This window comes from Glaciimonas sp. PCH181, assembly GCF_003056055.1.
GTDB lineage: Bacteria > Pseudomonadota > Gammaproteobacteria > Burkholderiales > Burkholderiaceae_D > Glaciimonas.
The window spans coordinates 1740025-1760097 of sequence record NZ_PYFP01000001.1 but is presented as its reverse complement, the minus strand read 5'-3'; the positions used below and the strand labels follow the sequence as shown (position 1 = coordinate 1760097).

20 protein-coding genes are annotated in these 20073 nt (G+C 50.0%); 18 read left to right on the top strand and 2 right to left on the bottom strand.

The window, feature by feature from the left end; translation table 11 throughout:
• Nucleotides 1-9: 9 nt before the first annotated feature.
• The 5 genes from C7W93_RS08185 to C7W93_RS08165 are packed head-to-tail and all read left to right on the top strand — an operon-like array spanning nucleotide 10 to nucleotide 4455.
• Complete coding sequence (locus C7W93_RS08185; protein ID WP_108439565.1) at nucleotides 10-1197, top strand: beta-ketoacyl-ACP synthase; 1188 nt, start codon at nucleotides 10-12, stop codon at nucleotides 1195-1197.
• Nucleotides 1194-1697 (top strand): hotdog family protein, encoded by a 504-nt coding sequence (locus C7W93_RS08180; protein WP_108439564.1) that lies wholly within the window; start codon nucleotides 1194-1196, stop codon nucleotides 1695-1697. The genes C7W93_RS08185 and C7W93_RS08180 overlap by 4 nt, the downstream gene beginning before the upstream one ends.
• On the top strand, nucleotides 1694-2464 hold the full coding sequence (gene fabG / locus C7W93_RS08175; protein ID WP_370446405.1) for a 3-oxoacyl-ACP reductase FabG: 771 nt from the start codon (nucleotides 1694-1696) through the stop codon (nucleotides 2462-2464). Before C7W93_RS08180 ends, fabG begins: the two co-directional genes overlap by 4 nt.
• On the top strand, nucleotides 2461-3690 hold the full coding sequence (locus C7W93_RS08170) for a beta-ketoacyl-ACP synthase (RefSeq protein ID WP_108439563.1): 1230 nt from the start codon (nucleotides 2461-2463) through the stop codon (nucleotides 3688-3690). The genes fabG and C7W93_RS08170 overlap by 4 nt, the downstream gene beginning before the upstream one ends.
• A 9-nt stretch (nucleotides 3691-3699) precedes the next feature.
• On the top strand, nucleotides 3700-4455 hold the full coding sequence (locus C7W93_RS08165) for a 4'-phosphopantetheinyl transferase superfamily protein (protein ID WP_108439562.1): 756 nt from the start codon (nucleotides 3700-3702) through the stop codon (nucleotides 4453-4455).
• Here C7W93_RS08165 and C7W93_RS08160 read toward each other — a convergent pair.
• On the bottom strand, nucleotides 4452-4958 hold the full coding sequence (locus tag C7W93_RS08160; protein ID WP_108439561.1) for a polyhydroxyalkanoate granule-associated phasin: 507 nt from the start codon (nucleotides 4956-4958) through the stop codon (nucleotides 4452-4454). The genes C7W93_RS08165 and C7W93_RS08160 overlap by 4 nt on opposite strands.
• A 293-nt stretch (nucleotides 4959-5251) precedes the next feature.
• On the opposite strand from C7W93_RS08160, the gene surE reads away from it, so the two are divergent.
• The 5 genes from surE (at nucleotide 5252) to rlmD (ending at nucleotide 10884) form a co-directional block, all read left to right on the top strand.
• A complete protein-coding gene (gene surE / locus C7W93_RS08155) occupies nucleotides 5252-5989 on the top strand; it encodes a 5'/3'-nucleotidase SurE (RefSeq protein WP_108439560.1) in 738 nt (245 codons plus the stop codon).
• A complete protein-coding gene (locus C7W93_RS08150; protein WP_108439559.1) occupies nucleotides 5986-6915 on the top strand; it encodes a protein-L-isoaspartate(D-aspartate) O-methyltransferase in 930 nt (309 codons plus the stop codon). The genes surE and C7W93_RS08150 overlap by 4 nt, the downstream gene beginning before the upstream one ends.
• Before the next feature lie 179 nt (nucleotides 6916-7094).
• A complete protein-coding gene (locus C7W93_RS08145; RefSeq protein WP_108439558.1) occupies nucleotides 7095-8099 on the top strand; it encodes a peptidoglycan DD-metalloendopeptidase family protein in 1005 nt (334 codons plus the stop codon).
• A gap of 246 nt (nucleotides 8100-8345) precedes the next feature.
• The gene (rpoS, locus tag C7W93_RS08140; protein ID WP_225869868.1) at nucleotides 8346-9266 is read left to right on the top strand and encodes an RNA polymerase sigma factor RpoS; all 921 of its coding nucleotides are present in this window, start codon (nucleotides 8346-8348) and stop codon (nucleotides 9264-9266) included.
• Nucleotides 9267-9519: 253 nt separating this feature from the next.
• Nucleotides 9520-10884, top strand: coding sequence for a 23S rRNA (uracil(1939)-C(5))-methyltransferase RlmD (gene rlmD / locus C7W93_RS08135; protein WP_108439556.1), 1365 nt, complete (start codon nucleotides 9520-9522; stop codon nucleotides 10882-10884).
• Nucleotides 10885-10986: 102 nt separating this feature from the next.
• Here rlmD and C7W93_RS08130 read toward each other — a convergent pair whose 3' ends face one another.
• Nucleotides 10987-11688, bottom strand: coding sequence for a Bax inhibitor-1/YccA family protein (locus C7W93_RS08130; protein ID WP_108439555.1), 702 nt, complete (start codon nucleotides 11686-11688; stop codon nucleotides 10987-10989).
• Nucleotides 11689-11971: 283 nt separating this feature from the next.
• Between C7W93_RS08130 and ndk the strand changes: the two genes are divergently transcribed.
• The 8 genes from ndk (at nucleotide 11972) to bamB (ending at nucleotide 20067) form a co-directional block, all read left to right on the top strand.
• A complete protein-coding gene (gene ndk / locus C7W93_RS08125) occupies nucleotides 11972-12397 on the top strand; it encodes a nucleoside-diphosphate kinase (RefSeq protein WP_108439554.1) in 426 nt (141 codons plus the stop codon).
• A gap of 134 nt (nucleotides 12398-12531) precedes the next feature.
• A complete protein-coding gene (rlmN, locus tag C7W93_RS08120) occupies nucleotides 12532-13707 on the top strand; it encodes a 23S rRNA (adenine(2503)-C(2))-methyltransferase RlmN (protein WP_201747178.1) in 1176 nt (391 codons plus the stop codon).
• Between the two features lie 26 nt (nucleotides 13708-13733).
• Complete coding sequence (pilW, locus tag C7W93_RS08115) at nucleotides 13734-14525, top strand: type IV pilus biogenesis/stability protein PilW (protein ID WP_108439552.1); 792 nt, start codon at nucleotides 13734-13736, stop codon at nucleotides 14523-14525.
• A complete protein-coding gene (locus C7W93_RS08110; protein ID WP_161539899.1) occupies nucleotides 14518-15426 on the top strand; it encodes a helix-turn-helix domain-containing protein in 909 nt (302 codons plus the stop codon). The genes pilW and C7W93_RS08110 overlap by 8 nt, the downstream gene beginning before the upstream one ends.
• 19 nt (nucleotides 15427-15445) lie before the next feature.
• A complete protein-coding gene (ispG, locus tag C7W93_RS08105) occupies nucleotides 15446-16711 on the top strand; it encodes a flavodoxin-dependent (E)-4-hydroxy-3-methylbut-2-enyl-diphosphate synthase (RefSeq protein WP_108439550.1) in 1266 nt (421 codons plus the stop codon).
• A gap of 92 nt (nucleotides 16712-16803) precedes the next feature.
• Nucleotides 16804-18174, top strand: coding sequence for a histidine--tRNA ligase (gene hisS / locus C7W93_RS08100; RefSeq protein WP_108439549.1), 1371 nt, complete (start codon nucleotides 16804-16806; stop codon nucleotides 18172-18174).
• An 11-nt stretch (nucleotides 18175-18185) separates the two neighbouring features.
• On the top strand, nucleotides 18186-18836 hold the full coding sequence (locus C7W93_RS08095) for a tetratricopeptide repeat protein (RefSeq protein WP_108439548.1): 651 nt from the start codon (nucleotides 18186-18188) through the stop codon (nucleotides 18834-18836).
• Nucleotides 18837-18912: 76 nt separating this feature from the next.
• A complete protein-coding gene (gene bamB, locus C7W93_RS08090) occupies nucleotides 18913-20067 on the top strand; it encodes an outer membrane protein assembly factor BamB (RefSeq protein WP_225869778.1) in 1155 nt (384 codons plus the stop codon).
• Nucleotides 20068-20073: the final 6 nt, after the last annotated feature.

Here is a 20073-nt window from a genome sequence, read left to right as displayed (position 1 = left end):
CATCTCACTATGCTTTATCTCAATCAGCTTGGCATTATTTGTGCGCTTGGCGACAGCCACGCTGAGATTCGGCAACGTCTGTTTGCCGGTGAAAGCGGTATCGCGATGACTGATCGCTATTCTCACGCGGGCGCATTGCCGCTGGGTTGCGTCGACCGTGTTTTGCCATCTATGGATGATGCCGCAAGCCCCTATCCCCCCACGCATCGTAGCCGAAATAATCAACTTGCTTTGGCTGCGCTCAAGCAGATTCGTCCAGCGGTGGACGCCGCTATTGCGCAATACGGCGCGCACCGCATAGCGATTGTGCTGGGGACCAGTACGTCTGGTATTGCGGAGAGCGAGGCAGCATTTAAACAGCGCTTGCGCAATGGCACATTTCCGTCGGAGTTTGCTTATAGTCAACAGGAAATGGGGTCGCCAGCGGCGATGTTGGCGGATACGCTGGGGATTACCGGCCCGGCGTATGTGCATTCCAGCGCTTGCGCCTCTAGCGCCAAGGCGATGGTGAGCGCGGGCAGATTGATTCGGATGGGCTTGTGTGATGCAGTATTGACCGGCGGGGTCGATTCTTTGTGCGCGTTTACTGTGTCGGGTTTCGGGGCGTTGGCGTCGGTCAGTGATGCGCGATGCAATCCCTTTAGCGTCAATCGTAATGGCATTAATATTGGCGAAGGCGCGGCGTTGTTTTTGATGAGTGCGCAGCCAGCGACGGTGGCGTTGCGCGGTTGGGGCGAGTCGTCTGATGGCTATCATATTTCTGCGCCCGATCCCACAGGCAGCGGCGCGCATATTGCTATTACGCAAGCATTGGGACGCGCCGGGATCGGGCCATCTGAGATCGACTATGTCAATTTACACGGCACCGCTACGCAGCAGAATGACGCGATGGAGAGCCATGTCGTGAATGCTCTTTTTGGTGAGCGCGTTGCAGCAAGCTCTACAAAAGCAACTACTGGCCACACTTTAGGCGCGGCGGGCGCTATCGAAGCCGGATTATGCTGGTTATCGATGCAAGATGATAATCCGGTTGGTTGCCTGCCGCCGCATCTGTGGGACGGTGCCATTGATTCGAATTTATCGGCGTTACATTTGTTGCCATCCGGTTATCAATTGGGTCGGCCTTTGCGTTGGGCTTTGAGTAATTCATTTGCGTTTGGCGGGGCGAATGCCACGTTGGTATTGGGGCGCGAATGATGACGAATTCGCGCATTCCGCCGGTTGCCGGGATACTGCCTGATATACGCAGCTTATTACCGCATTCGGGTGTGATGGTGCTGTTGGATCGCGTGATCGCCGTGGATCAGGAAAGCTTATGCGCCGAAGTGACCATTCGACCGGACAGCTTGTTTATGGGCAGCGACGGTGTGGGGAGTTGGGTGGGTGTGGAATACATGGCGCAGGCGATTGCGGCCTTTGCCGGTTATAACGCTCGGTTGCAGGACGAAGCTGTAAAGATGGGGTTTTTACTGGGCACCCGGCGCTATGAAGCGCATTGTGACCGGTTTGTGTCTGGATCGGTACTAATGGTAAAAGTGCAGCGGGTTTTACAGGCGGACAACGGTATCGGATCGTTTGAGTGTTGGATTGAGAGTATTGATGGCGCATCGACTAAGGCGCAACCGCTTGCGCTTGCCACTATCACAGTGTTTCAACCGCCAGATGTGCATGTTTTTCTTGAAGGAAAGTTGGGATGACGGTGGGATTGCAGAATACAGAAGAAGCAAAAATGACTAGTTTGAATCAATCGGTGCTGGTCACTGGCTCAAGTCGTGGTATCGGCAAGGCGATTGCTTTGCGATTGGCGCGTGACGGGTATGACATTGTCTTGCATTGCCATCGCCAGCGAGATGCTGCGGATGCGGTGGCGCAAACGATAGTCGACATGGGACGGCAGGTAAGAGTGCTGCAATGTGATATCGGTGACCGTCAAGCCACCGCAGACATATTGTTGGCCGATATTGCGCAGTTTGGTTGCTACTACGGCGTGGTCTGTAATGCCGGGGTGGCGCGCGATAACGCATTTCCGGCGATGTCGGGGGAAGATTGGGATGTGGTGCTGAAGACGAATCTGGATGGCTTTTATAACGTGCTTAATCCGTTGATCATGCCGTTGGTACATCGTCGTGCACCGGGCCGGATTGTGACGTTGGCGTCGGTATCAGGATTGATCGGGAATCGTGGGCAAGTCAATTACAGCGCGGCTAAGGCCGGTATTATTGGCGCGACTAAGGCGTTGGCAATTGAACTGGCAAAACGCAATATCACGGTGAATTGCGTTGCGCCAGGTTTGATCGAGACCGACATGATCGCGGATGTTCCGCTGGAAGAAGCATTGAAGATGATTCCCGCGCGCCGTGTGGGAAAACCGGAAGAGGTTGCTGCGGCGGTTGGCTTTCTGATGAGCGCAGATGCGGCCTATATCACGCGTCAGGTGATTTCGGTCAATGGAGGCATGGCATGACCCAGTATCGTGTAGTCGTCACCGGGATGGCGGGGATTAGTCCGATAGGGAATGATTGGGCGAGCATGCGGGCGCACCTTGGCAGTTATCGCAACGCCGTGGTGCGGATGAATGAATGGGCTGATTATGATGGTCTGAATACGCAGCTAGGTGCACCTGCGGTCGAATTCAGTTTGTCTGATCGCTACACGCGCCGTAGCACGCGCAGCATGGGGCGCGTGGCGTTAATGGCAACCCGGACGACTGAGCTGGCCTTGATCGACGCCGGTTTACTCGACGATCCTATCTTGAAAAACGGACGTTGCGGGATTGCCTATGGCTCATCGGCGGGAACACCGAAGGCGATTGGCGATTTTGGCAAGATGATGGAAGAGCGATCTACCAGAGGGATCAATGCGACGACGTATATCAAAATGATGTCGCACACGGCACCGGTGAATATTGGCGTATTTTTTGGAATTACCGGGCGCGTTATCACGACCTCCAGCGCATGTACTTCGGGCAGCCAGGGCATCGGTTATGCCTATGAGGCCATCGCTAGCGGCCGTCAGACGGTGATGGTGGCTGGCGGTGCGGAAGAATTATGCGCAACCGAAGCAGCAGTTTTCGATACGCTGTTCGCCACCAGCGTCCGCAACGATACGCCGCAATTAACACCCCGACCTTTTGATGGTAAGCGCGATGGATTGGTCATCGGTGAGGGTGCCGGTACGCTAATTTTGGAAGAGTTTGATCATGCGCGGGCACGGGGCGCAAAAATTTATGCCGAAATTGTGGGTTTTGGCACGAATAGCGATGGCTGCCATGTTACCCATCCGAACACCGATACGATGCGCATTGCGATGGAACTGGCACTGACGGATGCGGGTTTGCCACCTTCTGCTATTGGCTATATCAGCGCGCATGGCACGGGTACGGAGCAGGGCGATATCGCTGAGTCGCACGCCACAGCGCAGGTATTTGGCAATATGGCACCGATTAGCTCTCTAAAAAGTTATACCGGTCACACATTAGGCGCTTGTGGTGCTTTAGAAGCGTTAGTCGGCATCGAAATGATGCATGACGGCTGGTTCGCGCCAACGATCAATTTGACCCAGATAGACCCACTTTGTGCTGATCTGGATTACATCGTTGATCAGGGACGGGAACTACAGTGCGATTATTTTATGTCGAATAATTTTGCATTCGGGGGTATCAATACATCGCTGATTTTTAAACGATTGTAGGATTTGACGATGCGGCCTGCTGTGGTATGGATGATCGATGGCAATCGTTGGTCGGACCGTGAACTAGAACCTTGGCTGGCTTGCTTAAGCCATGCAGAGCAGCATCGCTATCACCGTTTTATACGGCCGCTGCGGCAACGCGAATTTCTGATTGGTCGCATTCTTTTAAGGTTTGCCGTTGCCAGATTAACCGATCTTGCATTTGATGATGTCAGCGTGATTGAGCGGAAAAATAATAGTCCGTTACCGATGATGCGAGGTGAGTTACATGCGGTGCCGAACATCAGTTTGTCGCATAGTCAGGGTTGGGTTGCTTGTGCTGCCAGTGCTGATATGTCGCTTGGGCTGGATATTGAGATGCGCGATGGCAGCCGCGATTTGATTGCCCTAAGTCAGTCTGTATTTTCTGCTAGCGAAAACAACTGGTTATCCGTGCACTCGGGAGCTGCGAGAGTTTCGGCATTTTATGCGTTGTGGAGCGCTAAGGAAGCTTTGTACAAGTTTATGTCAAACGCTGATATTTTGACGAATAACGAGGCTATTCAACCGGAAATGATCGGCGATGGCGGAAAGTTATCGTCGGGTCATGGCTGGTATTTAAAAGAATTGGCGCACCCACTACTATCCGTTATATTGTGCGCCGCACAACCGTTGAATGCAGTCATCTTTGTGGAGTTGACGCGCGATTCACCGTTTGATTGGACGCAGCAGGCATGCAGAGAGATGGGCCCCACCGCGCTGGTGGAGAAAAATGGTATCCGTTAAAGTTTTGCCAATCGTATCGCATTGGCGGTTGCTCTTGCGTGCAGGGGTTCCAAACCTATCTGGGCCACATCTGCCAATGAGGCGTTTAATTGAGATATTGCTTCGGTAGAATTGGTCATCTGGTGATAGACCAATTTGCCTCGGCCAAGCGTGGCAGGTTTGACGAATGCGCTGAGGGCAACTGCAATCAATTCTTTTGTACCGAGCAGCAATTGCTGCAGCGTTAATTTGGCGATCTGTTGATGCAGGCCCATCATGCGTAGCGTCATTGCATTTGCCGACTCGGATAGCGCATCTATTTTTTCTTTTCCCATCAGGCTGAATTCCGCTTGGTCGATCTGATTTGGTATTGGTCCTGCCATTGCCATGCGCATACTTCTATGGCTGATGACATGGGCCGATGCTGTCATCATTTCTGCGGTTTTTGCCGCGAGTTCGTTCCAGGCTGTGTAGGGATTTTCTGTTGCAGAGGCCGCAGCTTCTGGCGTTGTCATAGTCGTCATAATAGTTCCTAAGTTGGATCGGTAAATACGTTAAGAACGCATGAAATGCTGTGCGCGTATGTAACGACTTTATGTGCTTAAGGAACAGCAAAAACACATCGTGTTAATGATTACGATACCTCTTTTCTTAAGAAAGTTCAGAATTATTTGTTGCATCGCACCATAATCAAGCGCTTTAGTGAAAAAATAGCAAATACCGCCTAAAATTAAGTTTTATCCCTGTCTTGGCGACAGACCGTAAAAAACCGTAAATCTCCGCCTAACCCTATGATGGCTTCAGGTAAAATTCTGCTATGAAAATTCTCATCAGTAACGACGATGGTTATCTGGCACCCGGCCTTATTGCGCTGGCGAATGCGCTTACCTCAATTGCCGAGATTGTGGTTGTTGCGCCCGATAGCAATCGATCGGGTTCGTCCAATTCATTGACATTGGATCGGCCGTTATCTGTGCACCGGGCGGAAAACGGCTTTTATTTCGTGAATGGCACGCCTTCTGATTGCGTCCATATAGCGCTCACAGGTCTGCTAAATTTTCGGCCAGATTTGATCGTTTCAGGGATTAATCAGGGCCAGAATATGGGCGACGACACGTTGTATTCGGGCACGGTTGCGGCCGCAACCGAAGGGTTCTTGTTCGGTATTCCTGCGATTGCATTTTCGCAAGTGCACAAAGGCTGGGATGAGCTGGATGCTGCCGCTAAGGTGGCGCAAGAGCTGGTGGAGCGGCGCTTCGATCATTTGCCGCAGCCCTATTTGCTGAATGTCAATATTCCCAATCTTCCTTATCATCAGTTAAAACCGGCATTGGCGACCCGACTAGGTAAACGTCACGTGTCCGAATCCGTGATTAAAACCCAAGATCCGCACGGGCGAGAAATTTATTGGATTGGCCCAGCTGGCGCAGCTAAAGATGCGAGTGAAGGAACTGATTTTCATGCAATCAGTCAAGGCCATGTTTCTATCACGCCATTGCAGATTGATGTGACCCACACCACGCAACTGGCGGCGTTAGCGAAGGATTTATCATGACGGAAGCGCCTAAGCGCTTTCCATTGACACTATCGTCGGTAGTCGATTCCAAGTCGAAGTCATCCGGTCAACGCGCTAATCGTGTTGTCGCGACGCCGCAGACAGCGACTAGAAATGCGGCTTACGATAGTGCTAAATCCTCTTTGTCGCCCAAGCCGTCTTTTGGTCTGTCGTCCGTCAAACCGCCTGTTTTCAGTCCGCCGGGGACGCCTGTGCGGCAGAGTAATGCGGTGCCGACGACTAATTTGAGTAATCAGCAGCAAACCGGAGAGCGCTCCGCATCGCTGGTGTCTGAAGGCGTGCGTAAAGCGATGGTGGCAAGAATTGCTAAGCAGGGCGTGAGTGATGTTAGTGTGCTGGCCGCGATGGCTGCGGTGCCGCGCCATATGTTTATGGAGCCGGGCTTGGCCAGTCAGGCTTACATTGACGCTTCGCTGCCGATTGGTCACCATCAAACTATTTCACAGCCTTATATCGTTGCCCGCATGATTGAAGTCATGCGCGATAATCAGCACGGCGGTGTCTTGAATCGCGTGTTGGAAATTGGGACTGGTTGCGGTTATCAGGCGGCAGTATTGTCGCTGGTTGCGAAAGAAGTGTATTCGATTGAGCGTATCAAGCCGTTGCATGAGCTGGCTCGGAGCAACTTGCGGCCGCTGCGTGTTGCGAATATCCGTCTGCATTACGGAGATGGTATGCTTGGCCTGCCGCAAGTGGCGCCTTTTGATGGCATCATCCTAGCCGCAGCGGGTCTTGAAGTGCCGCAGGCATTGCTGGATCAGATGGCGATAGGCGGTCGGCTGGTGGCACCGGTGGGATCGCGTCATCAGGTACTCCAGTTGATTCAGCGCATCAGCAAGTTCGACTGGACCAGTACGACGCTGGAAGATTGTCATTTTGTGCCGTTGCGTGCAGGGATTGCATAGGGCGTCAAAATACGGCAGGAATGTCTCAAAAGCGATATACATTGGGTCAGGATGTGCACTACCGGCATCAACGCTTTATATGAAATTGGTAGGTGCTAATCCATAAAATGCTATCGCGTTCAATGCGGTATTCAATTCGGCCTTAACCGCGATACGTCGCAAATAATAATGTAATGAGAATGAAGAAAACACGCCTGATATTGTTAGGAATAATTGTCGCCTCGATTGCCGCATGCAGTACCACTAGAACACCTGCTCCAGTGGTTGAACGCAGGATCGGTGGTGCTAGTGCAACTCCCGCTACAGCTAGCGCATCACAGGCCGTCCGGCCAAGTGGGCCTGGCTATTACACTGTAAAGAAGGGCGATACGTTGTATCGGATCGCCCTGGAATTCGGACAAAGCTATCGCGATATTGTTAGCTGGAATAATCTGAATAACGCCAACGATATTAAGGTGGATCAGGTCTTGCGGGTACAACCTCCTGAAGGCGGCAATAGCCTTGCAGGTGGCCCACAGGTCGGCAGTGTTTCGATGGGTTCTGGCGTAGAAGTACGGCAATTAGGTTCTGCGCCTTCTGCATCGACTTCTGCCAATACATCATCCAGCACAGTAAGCGGCGGCAATAAGACTAGCCCGCGTGGCGATAAGCGGCCTTACTCCGATAGCGCATTGGCTGAATTGCAAAGACCAGATGCGCCATCTGGCGCAGAAACACGAGTAGAAGCAAGACCCGAGGCACGCACTGAAATAAAACCGGATGCGCCAAAGAGTGGCGAAAAGGCAGTTCCTCCGTCAGTTGCTATCAGTGGAGATGATGATCGCGTAGACTGGATGTGGCCTGCTGAAGGCAAGTTGCTGGGTAGTTTCGATCAGGGTAAAAAAGGGATTGATATTATCGGAAAATCCGGCCAGCCCGTAGTTGCCGCAGCATCGGGCAAGGTAATGTACGCTGGCAGTGGCATCCGGGGGTACGGTAATTTAGTTATCGTTAAGCACACTAATAATTTATTGTCCGCATATGCGCATAACAAGGTTATTCTTGTGAAAGAGGGACAGGTTGTTAGCAAAGGTCAGAAGATCGCTGAAATGGGAAACTCTGATAGTGATGCGATTAAGCTGCATTTTGAAATCCGTCAACAAGGTAAGCCTGTAGATCCATCTAAATTTTTGCCAGGTCGCTAAACTTTTTGTGGCGCGTTAGAATAGATCAAAATAGTTGTTTGCAAGGAGCGTGTTTGTAACGTGTTCAATGAGGTTGTCAACTGCGTCATTAACCAAGTGAATGACTAAATGAACAAGCGGCTTCCAGCTCAACAGAGCGATCAAGATAAGACCTCATCCGACGAGTTGCCGGAAGACATTCTCGGCGAGCATGATCGTGATCTCGCCGCAGAAAAAGACGATATCGATGAGGTCGATGACATTGAAATGGCGGATGTCGAAGTCAGCGTTGATGGCGTTGTAGTGGTGGTCGACGGTGTTGATGAGCTGAAAAAGGTGCTGGCGGCAGAGTTATCAACTGATACTACGCAGCATTATTTGAATCAGATTGGCACCCGCCCACTTCTGACTATCCCCGAAGAAGTCCATTTTGCGACATTGGCAAAGCAGGGCGATTTTCCGGCTCGCCAAAAAATGATCGAGCACAATTTGCGCTTGGTCGTCTCAATCGCCAAACACTATATTAACCGCGGCGTTACCTTACTCGACCTGATCGAGGAGGGTAATCTAGGCCTGATGCGGGCCATCGATAAGTTTGAGCCGGAGCGAGGATTTCGTTTTTCCACCTATGCCACTTGGTGGATACGACAAAGTATCGAACGGGCGATCATGAATCAGGCCCGGACCGTGCGCCTGCCAGTACATATGGTGCGCGAGTTAAACCAAATTTTGCGCGCAAAATATCATCTTGAAGCACAGCATCATGATGGCAAAGATGCCAACGCTGAAGATATTGCCCATTTAGTAGGTCGGCCAGTCGATGAGGTACAAGCGGTATTAGCTCTTTCTGAACATGCTACATCGCTGGATGCGCCGCTTGATCAAGATCCATTGGCTAGTTTGATGGATTTGTTGCCAAGCGCCACGGAAGAAAACCCTGACGCTTGCGCAGAGCAGAAAGAAATGTCGCTTTTGGTGAGGGTTTGGCTAGAACGACTGACAGATAAGCAGCGCAATGTGATTATGCGTCGTTTCGGCCTCGACAATGATGATCCTTCTACCTTAGAGGAGTTGGCAGTTGAAATCGGCGTCACCCGCGAGCGTGTACGGCAAATTCAGCAAGAAGCATTGGTTAAGTTAAAACGCCTTTTAGGTGCAAAAGGCGTTGGTAAAGATGCCTTTTTGTAACCGTCGGCTTTCTCAATAGTCTTCTTGGCTGACGATAATCGTTAGATTGTCGTTATAATCGCGTCCTTTCCCACCTCTCATTAACTGTCGTCTTCACTTACTATTTCCATGCCATAGCCTGCTGATGTCAGTTCCGTTCCGGTTGTGTATTTCGCCAGACTCGGTCATTGATACTTAGCGTAATGGCGTTTACGCAGTCGAAAAGGCTGCGTCGAAATAAGTAGGGCGACTTTAGCAATGTATTGTTATCTCTATGCCTGAAGACATCACTATTGATATTAAATCGCTCGACATGGATGCGCGTGGCATAGGCCATTTACAAAATGACGATGGCAGCCAAGGTAAAGTTATCTTTGTAGAGGGAGCGTTGCCTGGTGAAAATGTCAGTTTCCATTCATTTCGAAAGAAAAAGAAATGGGAATTCGCGACTATGACAGCCTTGCACCGGGAATCTGTATCGCGCATTAAACCGCGTTGCCAGTTCTATGGTGTTTGTGGCGGCTGCGCTATGCAGCATTTGGAGCCGAATGCCCAGGTTGCAGTAAAGCAACGCGTTTTAGAAGATAACCTATGGCATATCAGTAAGATCAAGCCGGACCTGATGTTGCGGCCAATTTTTGGCCCGACGTGGGGATATCGTTATCGCGCCAGGATTTCGGTACGCAATGTGCCAAAAAAGGGTGGCGTTCTGGTGGGTTTTCATGAGCGAAAGTCCCCCTACGTTACGGATATGACGAGCTGCGATATATTGCCAGCGAACGTGTCCGCTATGCTCTTGCCGTTGCGTGGATTAATCAGTTCGCTCACGGTCATCGAGCATGTACCGCAGATTGAATTGGCTGTTGGCGAAAATGCGCAAGGTAATGTCACTGTGATGGTACTGCGCATCATGGCACCGCTAAGCCGCGAGGATGAGGCTAAATTGAAGGCCTTTGCAGACGAGTACGAGATCCAGTGGTGGTTGCAAACCGGCGCGCCAGAAACCGCTAAACCGTTTTATCCAGCGCAAAGTGAGTTGTATTACAGCCTGCCCGAATTTAATGTCCGCATGCCATTTAAGCCAACTGATTTCACGCAAGTGAATCATCAGATCAACCGCGTATTAGTCGCTAAAGCCTTGCGTTTGTTGGGTGCGTTGCCGGATGAGCGTATTGCTGATTTGTTTTGCGGCTTGGGTAATTTTACGTTGCCACTCGCGACGCAGGTGCGGGAGGTGGTGGGTATCGATGGCAGCGAAGCCTTGATCGCACGTTCGCGGGAAAATGCATCGGTTAATCATCTTGCAAATAAAACGACTTTTTACTGCCGGAATTTATTTGATGCCACTACCGAAGATTTTATTGCGCTAGGACAATTTGATCGGATACTCATTGATCCTCCGCGTGACGGGGCGGCCGCAGTGTGCAGTGCATTGGTGGGGTTGGCAGAGTTTAATCGTAGCCTGATGCCTAAGCGGATTGTGTATGTGTCGTGCAGTCCGTCGACATTAGCGCGGGATGCTGGACTACTTATTCAGGGTGGCTATCGGTTGTCGCAAGCTGGGGTGGTAAATATGTTCCCGCATACGGCGCATGTAGAATCAATTGCGGTGTTTGATCTGATTGAAGCAGCAGCCTAGTGCGACTATCCGAATGCGCTTTGTGTTTTAGTCAATAAAAAGCCGACCATGTAGGTCGGCTTTTTTATCAGTGCTGCGAAGATCTGGTGACGATATCTTTAATTAATTGCGATTGCCGCCAAAAATGCCTAGCAATGACAGTAAATTAACAAAAATATTATAGACATCTAAGTAAATATTTAATGTTGCCCGAATGTAATTTGTTTCGCCGCCGTTGATGATTTGTTGTACATCATACAAAATATAGGCAGAGAAAATACCGATAGCGATCACGGATACGGCCAGATATAGCGCAGGCAACTGTAAGAAAATATTTGCAACGCTGGCGACTATAATTACGAGCAGACCAGCGAAAAGCCATTTGCCCATTCCAGAAAAATCACGCTTGGAGACGGTTGCAATCGTAGCCATGACGCCGAATACAATCCCCGTACCACCGAACGCCGTCATAATCAGGGTTCCGCCGTTTGAAAATTTGAGCGTATGTTCAATAAGTCTGGTGAGCATTAGCCCCATAAAGAAGGTAAATCCTAACAATACAACAACACCCCAGCCGGTTTCTTTTGTCTTTTCAATAGCATAGAAGAAGCCAAAAGCGATTGCCATAAACGCAATGAACCCGATCATCGGGCTGCCGCTAAAGATATTGAAATTTAGCTGCACGCCTAGCCAAGCACCGCCAATTGTCGGAATCATCGACAGCGCTAGCAGCCAGTATGTATTGCGAAGCACGCGATTACGGACGCCGCTGAGACTTGCTGTGGTTCCCGTTGATGCGTAGCGATTTTGAAAATTTGAATTCATTATTTCCCCCATGTAATTGCACAAACGTAAGCTCAGATGAAGCATAGCACGTTGTGATAGAGCTATCGCAGGTTCGATTAGCAGGTGCTACGGTGATTCTGACCACATTCGGCGCCTTAGGTTCTGCGCCATCATGGGCGAGGTGCGATATGGTCATTCTTCGGGTGTTTCGTGATAAAATCTAAGGTTGATTGAATTATAAATAAATCAGTCTTAGCCGAGCATTCATCCTGAATTTAGTAGTTTTGTACTAGTTAACCCTTATTTTATTGGAGTTTTTTTGATGGCAATTGAACGCACCCTGTCGATTATCAAACCAGACGCAGTCGCTAAAAACGTTATCGGCCAAATTTACAGCCGTTTTGAAAATGCAGGCCTGAAGATTATCGCGTCGCGCATGTTGCATTTGTCCCGTGCTGAAGCAGAAGGTTTTTACGCTGTTCATGCAGCCCGTCCTTTCTTCAAGGATCTGGTTGATTTCATGATCTCTGGTCCAGTTGTCGTACAAGCATTGGAAGGCGAAAACGCCATTCTGACTCATCGTGATTTGATGGGCGCTACTGATCCAAAGAAAGCCGACAAAGGCACAATCCGTGCTGATTTCGCAGATTCAATCGACGCTAATGCAGTACACGGTTCCGATGCTGCAGAAACCGCAGCCGTTGAAATCGCTTATTTCTTCCCTGCACTAAACGTCTATTCACGTTAATTCGCAAGCCAGGAAGTAGTAAAGTATCAAATTAGAAGTATCAATAAATCTGTAAGTAGTAGTCTGTTGGTGTGATCGGCGTTTCACAATCTCTTTGTTTGTTCCGATCTGCCAACTATTAGATGGAATCTGTCATGACAGCTCTCACCAACCTGCTGGACCTGGACCCCGCGCAACTTGTCGCTTATTGCGATGCGTTGGGTGAGAAGCCGTTTCGCGCTAAGCAATTACTTCGCTGGATACACCAATTCGGCGCAAGCGATTTTGACAGCATGACTGATCTGGCCAAGTCGTTGCGAGACAAACTGGCTACGCGTGCGATGATCGCCGCTCCAGCTGTCATTAGTGATCACACTTCCACTGATGGCACCCGCAAATGGTTACTTGATGTAGGTCAGGGTAACGCCGTAGAGGCCGTATTTATTCCCGAGGAAAATCGTGGCACGCTGTGCATCTCGACACAGGCCGGCTGTGCGGTAAATTGCCGCTTCTGTTCGACGGGTAAGCAAGGTTTTAGTCGCAATCTGACGGTAGGTGAAATCATCGGCCAATTGTGGATGGCTGAATTTGAATTACGGAAATCAAAAAATATTGAGCCGGGTCCAAAGGGTGAGCGCCAAATTACCAACGTGGTAATGATGGGTATGGGTGAACCGCTGTTGAATTACGAACCTACTGTAACCGCTCTGAAATTGATGTTGGACGATAATGCTTATGGTCTGTCCCGGCGTCGCGTGACGTTGTCGACCAGCGGTGTGGTGCCAATGATAGATAAACTTTCGCAAGATTGCGCCGTCGCGCTGGCAGTGTCTTTGCACGCCTCCAATGATGCCTTGCGTGATGGCCTGGTGCCATTAAATAAGAAATATCCACTTAGCGAACTGATGGCATCTTGCCGCCGCTATCTGGAGTTCGCGCCACGCGATTTTGTAACATTCGAATATTGTATGCTTGATGGCGTCAATGATAGCGATGCCAACGCGCGCGAATTGATTGCTTTAGTCCAGGGCCGCAGTGGCAGCGAAGCGGTCTCTTGCAAATTCAACTTGATTCCCTTCAATCCCTTCCCTGAGTCTGGTCTTAAGCGCTCCAATAATCCGCGAATCAAAGCATTTGCGCAAATTCTGATGGACGCTAATATCGTTACGACGATACGCAAGACTCGCGGCGATGATATCGATGCCGCTTGCGGACAGCTAGCTGGCGAAGTGCAGGATCGTACAAAGGTCCAGGAGCGCATGCAAAAAATGGCAGAGTATCAGCAAAAATTTGGCAAAAATTTTGGTCGTCTGGTCGAGGTATCAGAGTGACCCGAGGGTACGTGAGTATTTTACTGATGGTTCTAGCGTCGCTAACTTTGTTAGCAGGGTGCGCAAACCAGTCCGGTGGAAATCTTGCTAGTGGCAGCGAATCAGAAGCCCGCCGTGAACTTCCTACCGATTCTGACCTTACGGATGCCCAACGCCGTGCGCGTATTCGCCTGCAATTAGCTGTCGGCTATTACGGGCAGGGGCAATTAGAAGTTGCGTTAGATGAAGTAAAGCAGGCGCTAGCTTCGGATGCCGGGTTTGCCGATGCTTACAGCATGCGTGGACTGATTTATATGGATATGGGTGAATCCAGATTGGCCGATGATAATTTGCAACGAGCCCTTAAATTAGCACCTAATAATCCTGATATCGCCAATAACTATGGTTGGTTTCTATGTCAAAACGGGCGTGAAAAAGAGTCCATTGCCTATTTTCAGAGTGCATTGAAAAGTCGCTCCTACTTATCTCCGGCCAAGGCACTTACGAATGCTGGAGTCTGTAGTCTGAAAATGAAAGATAGCCCCGGCGCTGAGCGGTATTTTTTACAGGCATTCCAGTTTGAGTCGGGCAATCCGCTAACTAACGTGAATCTGGCGTTGTTATCCGCTGATCGCCAGGATGTTGAGCGTGCTCGGTTTTATATGGGTCTGGTGACCAAAGTAGACGTGCTGAATGCCGATGTTTTATGGAGTGCAATTAAGGTGGAGCGCAAGTTGGGTGATCGCGTGGCAGAAATAAATTTAGTGACGCAGTTGCGTCGACGTTATCCGGGATCAGCAGAATATGCCTCCTATCAGCGCGGAGTCTTTAATGAGTGAGCCGCAAGAATTTATTGCTAAACCCCTTGCTGAAGAAGCGCTTAGTCATAGCGAGCACGCGGCTGAGCATGTCCATTCTGTTGGTGAGCAATTGGCGCACAGGCGTCAGCAGCATGGTTGGTCGATAGATGATGTTGCCAATCAGTTAAAGCTTGCTCCACGTCAGATTCATGCAATTGAAACTGATAATTATGCTGCGCTTCCGACAATTGTCATGACGCGAGGTTATATTCGGTCGTATGCCAAGATGTTGGGGCTTGATCCAGCTACGATTTTGCCAAGCGCAGTACCGGTTTCTGCCGCCCGGATACATGCGTCTGAGGCGCAGTCCCGAGCAACTATCTTTGCCGAGTCCAGATTGTTGCTGTCAGGGCGCAATCGGGTACCCTATAAATGGATATTCGGCGGCATTTTGTTCGTTGTGGTGGTCGTCATTGTGGCGCAATTGGGTGGATTTTCTGCGCTACGTCAGCCCTCGGCAGAAATAGGTTCTCCGCATGCAGCATCAGTAGCTGAAGGTGAAACCCTGAGTGCTTCCTCTGTACCCGCCGTCAGTGCTGCAAATAGTGATGCTAGTAGTACCGCCTTTGCCGCTCATGCCGCGGAAACCGTCAATGCCAAGCCTCAACCGGCCGTTGTTGACGCGGTAGTTCCGGCTGCTGGTGCAAATAAACTAAGTTTGACTTTTAAGCAAGATTCGTGGGTGGAGATAAAGCGTGCAGATAAAAGCACGCTTTTTTCACGCGTGGGTAAAGCAGGTAGTACGGAAACATTTGATATTGATCAGCCGGTTTCTGTTGTCATTGGTAATCTGTCCGGTGTTGAAGCAACCTTGCGAGGTGCTCCACTTGATCTGAAGGCTGGTACCAAAAACAATATCGCCCGACTGAATCTGAAATAAGTTAGAAAGCCAAGACGCCATGTCGCACCAGAACTCCCCGATAGCTTCAGGTCCAAGTATGCGCCGTACTAGTCGCGCTGCCATGATCAGTTATGGCTCGCGTCAAATATTGGTCGGTGGAGGTGCGCCTGTCGTGGTGCAGTCGATGACCAATACTGACACTGCGGATGCGATTGGGACTGCAATTCAAATCAAAGATTTGGCGCGTGCCGGTTCCGAACTTGTGCGAATCACAGTAGATAGGCCGGAAGCAGCGGCCGCTGTTCCTGCGATTCGCGAGCAGCTTGATAAGATGGGAATCGACGTGCCTTTAGTCGGCGATTTTCATTACAACGGCCACACGTTGCTGACCGACTATCCAGAATGTGCGCAAGCGTTGTCTAAATATCGGATTAATCCGGGTAATGTCGGCAAGGGTGCCAAGCGCGACACGCAGTTTGCGCAAATGATCGAGATCGCATGCAAGTACAATAAGCCAGTCCGTATTGGCGTCAATTGGGGTAGTCTCGATCAGGCGCTATTGGCGCGCATTATGGACGAGAATGCGCAGCGCAGTGATCCTTGGGTGGCGCAGGCTGTTATGTACGAAGCTTTGGTGACATCGGCGATCGAAAACGCTGTGCGTGCCGAAGAGTTAGGTCTTGCCCCTAACAACATCATTTTGTCTTGCAAGGTCTCCGGTGTGCAGGATTTGATCGCGGTGTATCGCGAGTTAGCGCGACGCTGCGACTATCCATTGCACCTGGGATTGACTGAAGCAGGTATGGGGAGCAAAGGAATTGTTGCTTCGACCGCTGCATTATCAGTGCTGCTGCAAGAAGGCATCGGCGATACCATTCGGATTTCGTTGACACCGGAGCCGGGGGGCGATCGCTGTAAAGAAGTCGTAGTAGCGCAAGAGATATTGCAAACGATGGGTTTGCGTAAATTCGCACCGATGGTGATTGCCTGCCCTGGCTGTGGCAGAACCACTTCAACAGTGTTTCAGGATTTGGCGGATAAAATCCAGACCTATCTGCGTGACCAGATGCCAGTGTGGAAGAAAGATTATCCGGGCGTCGAAGGTATGAATGTGGCTGTTATGGGATGTATCGTAAATGGTCCCGGTGAGTCAAAGCATGCGAATATAGGCATCAGTTTGCCGGGGACCGGTGAATCGCCTGCTGCGCCAGTGTTTATCGATGGTGAGAAAAAGATGACCTTGCGCGGTGAGCGTATTGCTGAAGAGTTTCAGGGTATTGTGCTGGATTACGTAAAAAAACGTTATACCAAACAAACTGTTTGAGTATAAGGAATCGGGTGGTTAAGGTGATGCGCTGAACTATATAGCGATAGCCCACCTCCAAATAATGAATATTCAAGTGAGCATCAAGAAGCATGTCTGAAAATAAAAAAGTCGAAAAAATTGTAGGCGTCAAAGGGATGAACGACATCCTGCCAGCTGACGCAGCACTGTGGGAATTATTCGAAAATACCGTCGAATCAGTACTGAAGAGCTACGGTTTTCAGCAGATTCGTACGCCTATTGTCGAACCGACGGCATTGTTTTCGCGCGGCCTCGGTGCGGTGACCGATATAGTTGAAAAAGAAATGTATTCGTTCACCGATTCAATGAACGGCGACAATCTGACTTTGCGTCCCGAAAGTACCGCCAGCGTAGTGCGTGCCACGATTGAACATAATTTGACTTACGACGGTCCTAAGCGGTTGTGGTATAGCGGCCCAATGTTTCGTCATGAGCGCCCACAGCGCGGACGTTATCGTCAGTTTCATCAAGTCGGTGCCGAGGCAATTGGTTTCACCGGCCCAGATATTGACGCTGAGTTGATTATGCTTTGCCAGCGGTTGTGGGATGACCTAGGCCTGGAAAATATCAAACTGGAATTAAACTCGATCGGTGATGCTGCAGAACGCAATCGTCATCGTGCTGATTTGATCACTTATTTTGAGCAGCATAAAGAATTGTTGGATGCTGATGCGCAACGTCGTTTGCATTCCAATCCGTTGCGTATCCTGGATACTAAAAATCCAGCTATGCAAGAAATGGTCAATGGGGCACCACAATTACTAGACTATCTTGGTGAAGAGTCCCGCGCCCACTTTGATGGCGTGCAAAAAATCCTTAACTACAACAATATTCCGTTCACCATTAATCCGCGTTTGGTGCGCGGTATGGACTATTACAATCGGACCGTATTCGAATGGGTTACCGATCAGTTGGGTTCCCAAGGTACGGTTTGTGGCGGCGGACGCTACGACCCACTGGTCGAAATGTTTGGCGGTAAGCCAACCCCCGCATGTGGTTTTGCCATGGGCGTGGAGCGTTTGCTTGAATTAATGCGCGCTAGCGGCGAGCCGGTTACGCGTAATGAATGCGACGTTTATCTGGTCCATCAAGGGGAAGCTGCACAACTCCAATCCTTTGTACTGGCTGAGCGTTTGCGTAGTGCGGGACTTGATGTTGTGCTACATTGCGCATCGGCAAACTCTGGTGGCAGCTTTAAGTCTCAGATGAAACGGGCCGATGCAAGTGGTGCAGCATACGCAGTCATTATTGGCGAAGATGAAGTTGCGAATAATACCGCCGCAGTCAAAGTACTTCGTGCTGAAGCCGGCACTAAAGAAGATGGCATTAATCAGGCTCTAGTGCCTTTTGATGACGTCACTGATTATTTGGTAGATCAGATTGTCGGTAACGATGATCATGGGCACGATCATGATCACCAAAACGTTCATTATCACCATTAAAATAAATTACCATGGCATACAATCTCGAAGAGCAAGAGCAGCTAGCAACCATTAATGACTGGTGGAAGAAATACGGAAACCTCGTCACTTGGGTGTTGATCATTGTGCTCGCCGGTTATGCCGGTTGGGGCGGTTGGAAATACTATAAAAATAGTCAGGCGTCGCAAGCGTCGCAATTGTATGAAGAATTGCAAAAAGCGGTTGGCAACAAAGATAATGCTAAAGTACAGCGCGCTACCGCTGATATGCAGCAAAAATTTAGCGGCACGGCTTATGCGCAAATGGCGGGATTAACTGCTGCCAAAGCTGCATTTGATGCTAACGATTTGAATGGTGCAAAAACGCAATTGCAATGGGTTATCGATCATGGTCGGCAGGAAGAATATAAGGCCATCGCAAAAATTCGTCTAGCAGGCATCCTGCTGGATCAAAATGCGTATGACGAGGGTCTGAAAGCGTTAAGCGGGGACGTTCCATCAGAGTTTGCGAGTGCAATCGCCGATCGTAAAGGCGATATTCTGGTTGCTCAAAATAAGCTCGATGAGGCGCGTACCTCTTATCAATTGGCGCTAGAGAAGGCCGGACCAGATAATCCTGGCCGTCAATTGATTCAAATAAAACTAGATGCGATTGGTGGCGTGCCAGCCAAAGCCGCTGCTTGAAATAGTAATAGCGCTAAATAAGTTAGCTAATCGCTCAGAAGATTTGCTCAGAAAATTTTGCAAAAAAGGGAAGCAAATGCAGAAAATGCAAAAAGTCCGTACAGCTGTAAAATTCGCATGTATTGGTGCTGCGCTAATGTTGTCAGGTTGCTCTTTATTTTCCCGTAAGGCGCCTAGCAATCCACCGGCCGCATTAGTTGAATTCAAGCCAAGTGTGACAGTGCGCACTGTCTGGACTGCATCAGTGGGCAAGGCCGATACCTACGCTTTTGCTCCTGCAGTGTCTGGCACAAGTATTTATGCCGCTTCGGCGGACGGTACGGTAAATCGCATCGAAGGCACAACTGGTGTATCGGTCTGGCGGATTAACGCCGGGATGAAATTGACGGCAGGAGTTGGTACTGATGGCTTTATTGTCGCAGTAGCTGGCGAAAAAGGCGCGGTACTGGCTTATGATGCTGAAGGCAAATTACGCTGGAAGGCGCAGGCCTCAAGTGAAATATTATCCTCGCCAGCGGTTGGGCAAGGGCTGGTAATAGTACGTAGTCTGGATAATCGGATCACTGCTTTTGATGCCGAGACGGGTGAACGTCGCTGGACTGCACAACGTAGTGTGCCATCCCTTACTTTACGTTCGGCACCTGGAATACTCATCGTTCCTCAAGCTGCTTTTGTCGCATTGCCGGGTGGTCGTTTATCGGCGTTGAATCTTGCAAACGGTGGCCCTTGGTGGGAAATGGCAATTGGCGATCCTCGCGGAACGACAGAGTTGGAGCGCGTAGCAGATGCTTCAGGAATGCCAGTTCTGGTCGGACGTGATGTTTGCGCAGTGGCTTATCAAGGTCGTGTAGGTTGTTTTGATGCCGGGACAGGTACTGCGCACTGGGTAAAAAACTTCTCTAGTGATGTCGGTGTGGGTGCAGATAATCACAATCTGTACGCTGCCGATGAGCGCGGCGCGGTAAGCGCATTTACGCTTGATAACGGAACGGTCGTATGGCGCAATGCGCAATTAGCCAATCGTAGTTTGTCGAGCCCGGTAACCTTAGGTGCAACTGTAGCCGTAGGCGATTTCGAAGGGTATATTCATTTCTTATCACGTCAAGACGGCGCATTGGTCGGACGTATTCGTATAGATAAAAGCGCGGTTCTACCCAATGCAATTGTAGTGGGCCCGAATGTAATTTTTCAAACCAAATCAGGGACATTGATCGCATTTGCGACAGAGTAACAACTT

Coding starts and splice junctions, on each gene's coding strand:
- C7W93_RS08185 (WP_108439565.1), top strand. CDS start 10: ATGCTTTATCTCAATCAGCTTGGCATTATTTGTGCGCTTGGCGACAGC.
- C7W93_RS08180 (WP_108439564.1), top strand. CDS start 1,194: ATGATGACGAATTCGCGCATTCCGCCGGTTGCCGGGATACTGCCTGAT.
- fabG (WP_370446405.1), top strand. CDS start 1,694: ATGACGGTGGGATTGCAGAATACAGAAGAAGCAAAAATGACTAGTTTG.
- C7W93_RS08170 (WP_108439563.1), top strand. CDS start 2,461: ATGACCCAGTATCGTGTAGTCGTCACCGGGATGGCGGGGATTAGTCCG.
- C7W93_RS08165 (WP_108439562.1), top strand. CDS start 3,700: ATGCGGCCTGCTGTGGTATGGATGATCGATGGCAATCGTTGGTCGGAC.
- C7W93_RS08160 (WP_108439561.1), bottom strand. CDS start 4,958: ATGACGACTATGACAACGCCAGAAGCTGCGGCCTCTGCAACAGAAAAT.
- surE (WP_108439560.1), top strand. CDS start 5,252: ATGAAAATTCTCATCAGTAACGACGATGGTTATCTGGCACCCGGCCTT.
- C7W93_RS08150 (WP_108439559.1), top strand. CDS start 5,986: ATGACGGAAGCGCCTAAGCGCTTTCCATTGACACTATCGTCGGTAGTC.
- C7W93_RS08145 (WP_108439558.1), top strand. CDS start 7,095: ATGAAGAAAACACGCCTGATATTGTTAGGAATAATTGTCGCCTCGATT.
- rpoS (WP_225869868.1), top strand. CDS start 8,346: ATGGCGGATGTCGAAGTCAGCGTTGATGGCGTTGTAGTGGTGGTCGAC.
- rlmD (WP_108439556.1), top strand. CDS start 9,520: ATGCCTGAAGACATCACTATTGATATTAAATCGCTCGACATGGATGCG.
- C7W93_RS08130 (WP_108439555.1), bottom strand. CDS start 11,688: ATGAATTCAAATTTTCAAAATCGCTACGCATCAACGGGAACCACAGCA.
- ndk (WP_108439554.1), top strand. CDS start 11,972: ATGGCAATTGAACGCACCCTGTCGATTATCAAACCAGACGCAGTCGCT.
- rlmN (WP_201747178.1), top strand. CDS start 12,532: ATGACAGCTCTCACCAACCTGCTGGACCTGGACCCCGCGCAACTTGTC.
- pilW (WP_108439552.1), top strand. CDS start 13,734: ATGGTTCTAGCGTCGCTAACTTTGTTAGCAGGGTGCGCAAACCAGTCC.
- C7W93_RS08110 (WP_161539899.1), top strand. CDS start 14,518: ATGAGTGAGCCGCAAGAATTTATTGCTAAACCCCTTGCTGAAGAAGCG.
- ispG (WP_108439550.1), top strand. CDS start 15,446: ATGTCGCACCAGAACTCCCCGATAGCTTCAGGTCCAAGTATGCGCCGT.
- hisS (WP_108439549.1), top strand. CDS start 16,804: ATGTCTGAAAATAAAAAAGTCGAAAAAATTGTAGGCGTCAAAGGGATG.
- C7W93_RS08095 (WP_108439548.1), top strand. CDS start 18,186: ATGGCATACAATCTCGAAGAGCAAGAGCAGCTAGCAACCATTAATGAC.
- bamB (WP_225869778.1), top strand. CDS start 18,913: ATGCAGAAAATGCAAAAAGTCCGTACAGCTGTAAAATTCGCATGTATT.